General features: G+C 54.9%; 7 protein-coding genes and 1 pseudogene. 4 read left to right on the top strand and 4 right to left on the bottom strand.

What is annotated here, in order from left to right; translation table 11 throughout:
* Window positions 1-285: pseudogene (locus tag J2751_RS12115) on the top strand (ISH3 family transposase); the annotation flags it as partial.
* A gap of 157 nt (window positions 286-442) precedes the next feature.
* Here the strand turns inward: J2751_RS12115 and J2751_RS12110 are convergent.
* The 4 genes from J2751_RS12110 to J2751_RS12095 form a co-directional block, all read right to left on the bottom strand.
* Complete coding sequence (locus tag J2751_RS12110) at window positions 443-598, bottom strand: hypothetical protein (RefSeq protein ID WP_209486351.1); 156 nt, start codon at window positions 596-598, stop codon at window positions 443-445.
* A gap of 169 nt (window positions 599-767) precedes the next feature.
* A complete protein-coding gene (gene gdhB / locus J2751_RS12105) occupies window positions 768-2,069 on the bottom strand; it encodes a glutamate dehydrogenase GdhB (protein ID WP_394357396.1) in 1,302 nt (433 codons plus the stop codon).
* A gap of 2 nt (window positions 2,070-2,071) precedes the next feature.
* Window positions 2,072-2,215, bottom strand: coding sequence for a rubrerythrin-like domain-containing protein (locus tag J2751_RS12100; protein WP_143420708.1), 144 nt, complete (start codon window positions 2,213-2,215; stop codon window positions 2,072-2,074).
* 113 nt (window positions 2,216-2,328) lie between these two features.
* Window positions 2,329-5,211 (bottom strand): bacterio-opsin activator domain-containing protein, encoded by a 2,883-nt coding sequence (locus J2751_RS12095; RefSeq protein WP_209486344.1) that lies wholly within the window; start codon window positions 5,209-5,211, stop codon window positions 2,329-2,331.
* Window positions 5,212-5,906: 695 nt separating this feature from the next.
* Here J2751_RS12095 and J2751_RS15590 point away from each other — a divergent pair.
* The 3 genes from J2751_RS15590 (at window position 5,907) to J2751_RS12085 (ending at window position 9,623) form a co-directional block, all read left to right on the top strand.
* A complete protein-coding gene (locus J2751_RS15590; protein WP_245202766.1) occupies window positions 5,907-6,656 on the top strand; it encodes a restriction endonuclease in 750 nt (249 codons plus the stop codon).
* Window positions 6,657-6,685: 29 nt separating this feature from the next.
* Entirely contained in the window at window positions 6,686-6,880 is a 195-nt protein-coding gene (locus J2751_RS15585; RefSeq protein ID WP_245202765.1) for a hypothetical protein, read from the top strand.
* Window positions 6,881-8,297: 1,417 nt separating this feature from the next.
* The gene (locus J2751_RS12085; RefSeq protein ID WP_209486343.1) at window positions 8,298-9,623 is read left to right on the top strand and encodes a Cdc6/Cdc18 family protein; all 1,326 of its coding nucleotides are present in this window, start codon (window positions 8,298-8,300) and stop codon (window positions 9,621-9,623) included.
* The last annotated feature ends 299 nt before the right edge of the window (window positions 9,624-9,922 follow it).

The following is a 9,922-nucleotide window of genomic DNA, read 5'->3' as shown; positions in this document are numbered from 1 at the left end:
GGCATCGAGTCGAGCTACCGATTAGCCAAGCAGAGCCTCGCATTCACCAGTTCTCAGGACGCTGGGCTACGGCTGGTGATGTTTGTGGTGAGCCTGCTGCTCCAGAATAGCTGGCGGTATCTACACTGGCGGTACGTGGCGGCGCCCCGCCGCGGGGGGCGCCGCCTCTGGAGATGGCCGTTCACGGAGTTCTGTGAGATGGTGCTGCGGGCCGCTTGGACAGCGCTTGGTGTGCGCAGGGCTGTTCCAGCGAATCAACCATTAGACGACCGGTTCTTCCGGTAGCTGTCCACCGATCCGGACAGGGATCGTGAGTGGCGACGCTGTCGCGTCGGCGGCGGTCCGCCGCCGACAGCGACGGTCCATCCCGGAGACCGGGCTCACCAGCGCTTCGGAGACGCTCCACGACCAGTTCGATCTGGTTCACCGCCATCAGACAAGATCACGCGCCTGTCGATGTGATCGACTGTTCCTTGTGCTCGGCTAGCACTTCAGCGTACGTGGCCACCTCTCGAAGATGGTCTGGAGTCGACTCGTTGAGCGCGTTGACGACCTCCGTCGGGAGGTTCGCCGGTGGGATCGGGGGTTCGTAGGACATCGGCTGCTCTTACGTTAACCAACACAGACCGCCTATCTATAGTTTTGTTGGTTAATTAGATATTGGCTCTGTCTGATTCTGAAGAGCATGAATAGTGAACTATTCATAAATAGGATGGGTGATTACGCGTTATCGGGCCTGGTTGTCTCACCGTCATGTCTAACTTGAGTTAGGGCCAGAGGCCTCGTGCCTCGTGGGCCTCAGCAATACGTGTGAGTGCCACGATGTAGGCTGCATCTCGCCAGGTGACGTCTCGGTGTTCGAACTCTGTCTGGACGGCCTGCCAGGCGGCCTGCATCTCCGTTTCGAGTTCGTTGTTCACCCGTTCGAGCGACCAGGACCGCCGATTGATGTCCTGGAGCCATTCGAAATAGCTCACTGTAACGCCGCCCGCATTGGCGAGAATATCGGGAATCACCGCGATATCTCGCTCTGCGAGGATCGAATCGGCCGTCGAGGTCGTCGGGCCATTAGCGCCTTCGACGACGATGTCTGTAGCGATCGCCTCCGCATTCTCTTCGGTGATCACATTCCCCAGTGCCGCTGGAATGAGTACGTCGACGTCGAGTGTGAGCAATTCGTCGTTCGAGATTACGGTGTCCGCATACGTGGTGACGGCTTCCGGTTCCTCATCGTGTGACGGGACAGAAGCTGTATCGATCCCCTCAGGATCGTACATCGCCCCATTCACGTCGCTGATCGCGACGACGGTCGCGCCCCACTCGTCCAGCAATCGTGCGGCATTCGCCCCGACGCTCCCGTAGCCCTGGACTGCGACAGTTGTGTCTGTGAGTTCCCGGTCGTAGTACTCGCAGACTAACTGCGTGATGATCGCGACACTTCGACCAGGGGCTTCTTCACGCCCTTTACTGCCGCCAACGATCGGCGGTTTGCCGGTGACAACACCCGGTGTTGTCTCACCTTCTTGCATCGAGTACGCGTCCATCAACCACGCCATAGTTTGTGGATCCGTTCCCATATCAGGCGCGGGAATATCCTGATTGGGGCCGATGGCATCACGAAGTTCCTGCGCGAACCGACGAGTGAGCCGCTCCTTTTCGTCCGAACTCAGGTCCTTTGGATTGACAGCGACGCCGCCTTTGGCCCCGCCGAAGGGCAGGTCCATAACGGCACACTTCCAGGTCATCCACATACCGAGTCCGACACACTCGTCTCGGGTGACGTGCGGGTGGTACCGAAGCCCACCCTTGTACGGACCTCTGACGCTGTCATGTTGGGCTCGATAGCCCGTGAACACTTCGACAGTTCCGTCGTCCCGCTCGATGGGGATCGTCACCTCGTGAACCTTTTTAGGGTGTTTAAGACGCTCGACGACGTTCGGATCAATGTCGAGGTGATCGGCAGCTTGGTACAGCTGGCGACGGGCCGTTTCGAGCGCAGATTCCGACTCGATCGATGATTCCGCCTCGTCGCCTGACTCGTCGCGGGTAGTATCGGCTTTGGAGGCCATAGTCATTCGAGCGGCATTTGACGGTTTCGCATCGATCCACTACAGTCGGGACACTGGCTGGGGCTGGTCTCTGCGATGATGATTTTTCCACACTCGAAGCACTCGTATGTGGTTTCTTCGTCTGTTTCAGGGTCGATATCTTTCATAGTGAGTTCACGAGTGCCAGCACACGGACCAGGGCACTCTACATATAGATAATAAGTGTATAAGGGAATATTGGGCTGTTGATTAACAAACCATCTTAATGATCCATAGTTTGTTATTCAACCGTCTTAACAGAAGCAGCGATAGGGAGGTTGTTCTCTTCAAAAATCGTCGCAAAAAGTTTGCGCTGGACGGTCCGAGCGTGTGTATAGAATGCGGGCGGAGAAATTCCTAACGTCGCTGCAACGTCTTCCCCGGTGCTCTCGCGTGGCGATTCGAAATACCCACTGTAGTATGCGGTTTGGATCACCTCGAGTTGTCGCTCGGTTAGCTTGTCGAGGAATTTCGAATAGAGATCGTGTGCAGCGGTCTGGTCGTGTGTCTGTTTGGAACGGAGTTCGACAGTGGAAAACGTCTCGCGAACGAGTTGCGTGATCGTTCGGACGTCGATACTGTCCGGGATATCGATGACGAGTGTCGTCGTGATCGGATCAGCCGTCGCTTCACGAAACACGGCGCCATGATCGGCCAGTTCTAAGGCGAGAAACGGCTGTGTAAGCCGGAGTCGTAGAACGCCGCCTTCATCCTCGGTGCTGATCGTCTGGACATCACCGATAGCAACCAACTGCGAGGCAGCTTCTACGACGTCTTCCAGCGATGCGTCTTCAACGGTGACGAACACATAACTCCCCTCTCTGGATTGCTGGACTCCCCCCTGGTACGAGAGAGTACACCCAGCGTCCTTCGCAAGTCGTGAGAGGACGAAGACCGGATCATCGATGGTGAACTCGACACGCGTCATCGATGTCGTAAGTAGCGCATTTTTCCGCTCGATCGCACTGAGAGCAGACGCAATTGTTTCGCCGAGTTCGGCTAGGACGGTCTTCGTCGTGTCGTCGAACGCATCTTGGGTCGGCGCGTAGACCGTCAGGACGCCGTGCGTGAGGTCGTTGTATACGAGGGGAATGCTCAATACAGATAGGTAGTCACGAGCGAGCGCGTCTTTACGCCATAGTTCATCACGGAGCCCGGCAGCGACGTTCGACACCATAGTCACGTCGCCAGTGGCCGCGGTTTGTCCAGCTGGCTCTGTATTTTCTATGTCGACGGCAAATGACTGACTATCCAGATATCCCTGTTCGGAGCCAGCCCAGGCCCGTGGCTCGATAGTGTCGGTCGTCGGGTCAACCGTACCTATCCAGGCGAATCTGAACCGATCATCGGCAGTCAACAGTTCACAGACGGTATGATCGATCTCATCCCGCGTTTCGGCTTGTACGACTGCTTGATCGATCTCACGAATCGTCTCGTTGATGCGGTTCAGAGCGGTGAGCTGTTCGTTTTGCTGCTGGAGTGTGCGATCCTGTTCACGGAGTCGGGACTCTCGTGTAATGCGGTCGAGGGCTGCCTCAGCGGTTGCGGCGAGTAGATCGGCCAGTTCCCGGGTTACGTCGTCGAAGACGCCAACGTGGTCTGAACCAGCGATGAATACCCCGTGATCGCCAAGTGGAATGTAGGCTACACTGCGAAGGTCAGTCGCCCGGTTTTCGAGTCGGTCAGTCTCGTGTACATCGTCGAAAAACAATGCTTCGTCCTCGACAAAACTGTAACTTGGAAGTGTTTCTCCGTCGGCATGAACAGTGGGGAGCGGTCCGTTGAGTTTTTTTATTGTGGCCGAGTGCGCTGCGGGTCGGAGATTGTTGGTATCGGCATCAAAGAGATAGACCGCACTCGCATTCAGGTTTAGTACACTAGGACTATCGTCGACGATATGCTGGGCAATCTCTTGGTGAGTCTCGGCGTAGAGGAAATCCCGGGCCGTCTCATGGAGCGTTGCGAGTGCTTCCTCACGCTGCTTGCGTTTCGTGATATCCCGACAGCTGAAGAGGAGGCTTCCGTCCTGAATTGAGACTTCGCGAACGTTGACCAAGAGCGTGTGTTCGCGACCAGCCTTGTCCGTGGCCGTGGTTTCGATGTTCTTGAGAACACCGTCTTTCGCGAGTTCGGCACGGTCGAAGAGATCCTCACCCAGGAGGTCGTCGATCGTTCCTTGCTCGTGAATCTCATCGGCCGTGTAGCCGAAGATGAAGTGGACGTTGGGACAGACATAGGTGTACCCGCCGTCTTCGTTCGTGATGAGAACCGTGTCGGTCATGTTGTTCAGCGTAACACGGTGGAGTTCCTCTGACTGACGGAGGCTACGTTCGAGGTCGACACGCTCGGTGATGTCGACGCCTTCAACGACAATTGAAACGACCTCGCCACGTTCGTTTTCGACTGGGCGCACAGAGAGATCGATCACGCGCGGGTCCTCGATATGTAGCGGCTGTGTGACGACCGCGTTGCCAAATTTGTTACCTAGTGCGTCCTCCACGATCTGTTGGATATCTGTGTTCGTTGTATCGGTCTGTGACCACCACGGAAGTGTCTCGAAGGGTTCGCCAACGACCGATTCGACGTCTGTATCGATCATCTCCCGTGCGGTTTCGTTCACACGGGTGAGTGCACCATCCTGGTCAAGCACCCACGTTGCGGTCCGCAAATCGTTAAATATCGCGTCAAACTGTCTGGCTCGCTCCCGTTGTGTGGCCGACCGCTGAGCAGATCGGAGGACACACTCAGTTCGCTCGATGAGTTCGTCGGCCATCTCCTCAACTGGTTCCACGAGTGCGATGTAATCGCTGACACCGGCTCCGATCGCCTCGCTGGCAATGGCCTCGTTCCCGGCAGTAGTACCCAGTAGTACTGGTAGCGCAGTCGTTTCCTCGCGGATCTCTCTAAGGAGATCGAGTCCGGTCATCTCTTTGAGTGCGTACTCACTAATGAGACAGTCAGCGGTCCCCTTTTCCACGATGTCAAGCGCCTCCGTTTTGCCCTCGGCTGTATGCACAGTCGCGTTAGTCCGTGCCTCGAGCGTCGTGGCGAATCGCGTGAGCCAGTCGTCTGTTCCGACGAGCAACACCGTCGACGAATCGATGACTGGGGAAGAAGCGATCATTATTCGACCACAGAGATACAGCAATTGGTCCTGTCGGTGCCGATTCGAACTCGCCACCAGTTCTGCTGCTGGCCCAAGCCGGAATAACGGTACATAGCTTATTTACTATCAAACAGTCCTAGAACAAAGATATTTGGTACCTAACCCTCAGAAGTATGCGGAGCGGTATGTAAGGTTGAAGTACCGAGCGGCTGATTCATCAATAGGAACGTGAAATAATTGGGGAAAATACTGGGCTCACCCTCTGTATCTCGCACACCAATTCTATCAGCTCCTTAGGATATTAACAGAGTCAATGAAGTTGTAGCCAATTACTTGTTTCCCACCAATGATTTTCACTCAAGCATGACCGGAATCGTGATCCTCCCCGCTGGTCGCGACGACGCGTTTGAGGACTACAAACAGTTCATCCGAGATGGGCACCCAATTGCGGATATTGAGTCTTATCTCAATAACGAGGACCTCGAACTATTTCGGACGACATCTGACGACATCTCGTCCACGTCTGGGGTACCTCAGTAGACGGGACGTGGCGAAACGTCGAACGCAACGATATCGCGCTCGTCTACCACGATGGCGCGTTCGTCGCGAGGGCACAAGTCCTCCAACTCCGACACGACCCCGACCTTGCGGAGTATCTCTGGAGAGAGAACGTTGAACACGGTCGCTGGAACGAGGAAAGCCCCTGGGAGTACATGACTTTCCTCACCGATATTGAGGAGGTTGACGTCGACATTGAGGAATTCAACGAACTCGTTGGCTACGACGAGACCTACCGCCCGCAGGGATTCACCCGGGTCGCTGACAAGCGCCTCAACCAACTCTCTGGCGAGGAATCAGTCGAGACTGCCATTGCCGACCTGACCGATGCCGGCGAACGTGTTCACCCCGTCGACGATGAAGACGACGGACCAACTCCCGACCTCGCCGACCAGCTCCGGGCGGCCAGCACGGACGGGAACGCCCACGAGGAGTTCGAGAAACTCGTTGCGAAGGCTTTCTCTCGGCTGGGCTGTGCCGCCGACTGGATCGAAGGAGGGGGTGATACCGACGTGGAGATCCGATCCCCCGAACACGTCGTTGTCGAAGTGAAGGCCCGAGGGAACGGGCGAGTCAACTTTCTAGAGGTCACCAACGTGGACAAACACCGGCGCCAGCGTGGGGCTGATCACGCCATCGTGGTCGCCCCAGGCTTTGCTCCGAAGGTGATCGATAACGCCGAAACGACCGAGCTAACGACCATCGCCGTTGACGACATCGTCGAGCTGCTCGATCGCCGGGACGAGTATGCCGTCCCACACGAGGAGATATTGGCCCTCTTGACACGCTCAGGAGCCTTCCAGGACGACAGACTCGACCTCCTCAGTACATCCAGGACCGGATCGATGCTGGAGAAACCCTGCTTGCGGTCATCCGAGCTCTCGAGCGTGCCGACGGAGCCGTAGAGACAGCGGAGGACGTCCGGTGGATCGTCGTGGGCATGGAGGACTCGAACGATATCCCAACCACCGAAGAGATTCGATCCGCCCTCCAACTGCTCGCGCATCCCAGCGTAGGGGCCGTTGAGCAGGATGAAGAAGGGTATCGGGTGACGACTAACTACGAGAACGGGATAGAGTTGGTTCGATCTCTTGGAGATATCGTCCAACCACCGGGAAGGGAGGAGTAGATTGGGGCGATCCGGCCTCATCCTGATTACGTCGCCTCTTTCGTAGTCCCCTTGTTCTCTCGTGAATAGCTTCGGAAATGGTGGTGTGCGGATTCCCGCGATCACTCGTCAACAAAAGCTGCGGAAACGGTGGAGAGTTAGACGCGATCTATACCAGTTATTGAGCCCACACACCACTGCTTCAAGTGAAACAACAGACTCCATTAGCGATGGGTCTTTCCAGCAGTTTTCCATGAGAGTGAGCGATCTTAACCAACATACTTCGGGTTTTGCTATCTTTGTTGGTTAATCACAGCATCCTGCTGTCTAACTACCGAACGTCGGATATTACCTCGATCATACACTTGTCGGGTACACGTTTCTCTTGGGCGGCGATCTGGTTTCACACTACAGAGTCGGTGCTGCCAGTCGCTGTGATTGGCAAGAGGAGTGCGGGTCGTAGTGGGTGTGCTGGAAGAGGTTGATCGCCTACGTCCCCACACCGGCACTTCGAGTATTTCAAACTGTACACCAGTAGATCGACGCTGAGATCCAGCCGCTCTCTCACACTATCCGTTCGAGTGTAACCACCGACGCGGTCGCGAACAAAACTGCTCTCAGCGTTTGGTAAGAGTCTGAGCAACCGCTATCGGAGACACACCCACCACTGTTTCACGAATTTAGCGAGAGTATCGGAGAATGAGAGTCATAAACATATCTGGAGAGAGTAGATTCACGAATTCGGTTCCGGGGCAAGAGATACGCTAACTCATATAAATCCGCCTGACACCCACCAGTGTTTCAGGAATTAATTCAGCTGGACGAACACTATTCCCTAGAGTTCGAGTGAGTGCGTTACTCAAAACAGTAAAGTAGTTAACACTCGATTTTGGAGACCTGAGAAACACTACCTCGGAAGAATAGAGACCACACACGTCTCTTAAGAACTCGTCGGAGGAAGTAAACATGACATTCCCGGATGAACAGTTAAATCGAAGTAACGGATGCCGTTGGGACCCCCACCACTGTTTCATCAATTCACCCGAATTAGATATCGGGTCGAATACGAAGACGAGTCCCGCCAGAGTTATTTCTCTTATAAACCCTTCAAATGTAGGTTGTTATACTTGTTGTAACTGCTCTATCTACTCTCTTACTACTACACTTACTACTACTAAAGGAAAAGAATATATAATATAATAAGAGTCGCTGTGTCTTTAATCCGACTAAAATAGAGGTAACAGTGGTTGAGAACCGTGTCTTCGTAGTATAACGTGTGTTTCCGTCAGGATTGATCGTTCCTACTCTTTCGCACGAGAATTGCTGAAACGGTGGTGGGGGTGTGGTCTGTCTATTTCGTTTAGAGCCTCTAGTTGACGACATTCTAGACATTGCTGTAACCGGGGTTTTATTATCTCTTGCTCAGATGATTCCGCATATGACCCAGTTCTCGAATACCTCGCCTATTTTCCAACGAGAAGAGGTCCTTCGTGAGGAATACCATCCCGACAATCTCCCCGAACGAACTGACGAGATGGAAGATCTTCATATGTCACTAGCTCCCGCGGCTCGCGGAGTCGGTGCCAACAACGTGTTCCTCCACGGGAAGGCCGGTCAAGGAAAAACTGCCGCTGCGAAAGCCAAACTCTCCGAACTGCAGGCTCATGCCGAGGAAGAATCCGATCATCTGGACCTCACGACGGCATATGTCTCCTGTGAATCACATGATCTCTCAACGTCATACAAGGCCGCTTCCCGTATCTACCAGGAACTCACCGGCAACAGCCGGCCGACTGGTTACGCAACCGACGTCGTGATGGACATGATGTTCGAGGCGATGAACGAGATCGGTGGCACGATCATCATCGTCCTCGACGAAATCGATACGCTCGGAGACGACGACCGGATTCTCTACAGTCTCCCCCGAGCTCGAGCGCAGGATTACGTTGAGGACCACGTCTTCCCCAGCATCATCGGCATCAGTAACGACCTCCAGTGGCGGGATAATCTCAGTCCGAAAGTGAAGAGTTCGCTCTACGACGATTCCGTCCTATTCTCACCGTATGATGCGACGCAGCTCCAGCAGATCCTCCGCCGGCGCGCAGCGAAGGCGTTCCGCGATACCGAACTGACTCCGATCAACGAAGTCGACGCCGATGGAGTTTCGGAGGGAACTGTCGTCGAAATCGACCAATCCGGGCAGGAGTATCTGTTTCGGAGTGGTGTACTGACGGATGATGTGATCCCACTCGTCGCTGCACTTTCGGCACAAGATACGGGCGACGCTCGCCAAGCAATCAAATATCTCCGCAAAGCCGGCGAATTGGCGGATAAACACGGTGACAACCAAGTTAGTGCAGAGCACGCTCGTGAAGCTCAGGCGCTCGTTGAACGAGAAGCCGTCGTCGAGGCTATGCGTGAAATGACGACACAAGCTCATCTTGCCCTTGCCGCGCTCACTGCCCTGGAAATTTCCGGGGATGCTCCTGTCCGAGCTCAACCGATCTACGGCGTGTACAAGAGTGTCGCCTCACGAATTGATGCCGACAAACTCGGTCAGCGACGCTTCAAAGACCATCTCCGTGAACTCGACATGCAAGGTATCGCCGAAGGCGAAAAGGTGACCGCGGGTTCGATCGGTGGTCCTGCTTGGGAGTACCAGCTCCAGGTCGATACCGAGATCGCTGTCGAAGTTCTCAAGGATACGGCTCGGTTCGCAGATATCGATTTCGAACATATCAGTGCTGATCGACCGAACGCGTAGTCTTGTTGTTGGGGTGATTTTCGACTCCGTGTTCATCTCTCTACAACACCCCCCACCGTTTCAGCAATTTCAGGATACCCAGCGACCTCCTCTGCTCTTCTGAGGACACCCCACCATTTCGTGAATTCTTCCTGATAACACGTGTGGCGTGGGACTGTCTGCCTCGCGTGAAATCTCCGAAAGTGCTGAGCGTATTTCCATCTCAATCGTGCGGTGAGGAAGTCCTGCCCGGACTTGCATTCGACCGCGAACTGTGGCTGATGGGTGTTTACCATTATGTGTATAATCGGCCGGGATGG

The sequence above is a fragment of the Halorubrum alkaliphilum genome (genome assembly GCF_017873815.1).
Taxonomy (GTDB): Archaea; Halobacteriota; Halobacteria; order Halobacteriales; family Haloferacaceae; genus Halorubrum; species Halorubrum alkaliphilum.
This window is presented reverse-complemented; position numbering and strand designations above follow the sequence as displayed.

Bases quoted from the DNA above. Each gene is read 5' to 3' on its own strand.
- J2751_RS12110 (WP_209486351.1), bottom strand. From the start codon at position 598: ATGTCCTACGAACCCCCGATCCCACCGGCGAACCTCCCGACGGAGGTC.
- gdhB (WP_394357396.1), bottom strand. From the start codon at position 2,069: ATGGCCTCCAAAGCCGATACTACCCGCGACGAGTCAGGCGACGAGGCG.
- J2751_RS12100 (WP_143420708.1), bottom strand. From the start codon at position 2,215: ATGAAAGATATCGACCCTGAAACAGACGAAGAAACCACATACGAGTGC.
- J2751_RS12095 (WP_209486344.1), bottom strand. From the start codon at position 5,211: ATGATCGCTTCTTCCCCAGTCATCGATTCGTCGACGGTGTTGCTCGTC.
- J2751_RS15590 (WP_245202766.1), top strand. From the start codon at position 5,907: ATGACTTTCCTCACCGATATTGAGGAGGTTGACGTCGACATTGAGGAA.
- J2751_RS12085 (WP_209486343.1), top strand. From the start codon at position 8,298: ATGACCCAGTTCTCGAATACCTCGCCTATTTTCCAACGAGAAGAGGTC.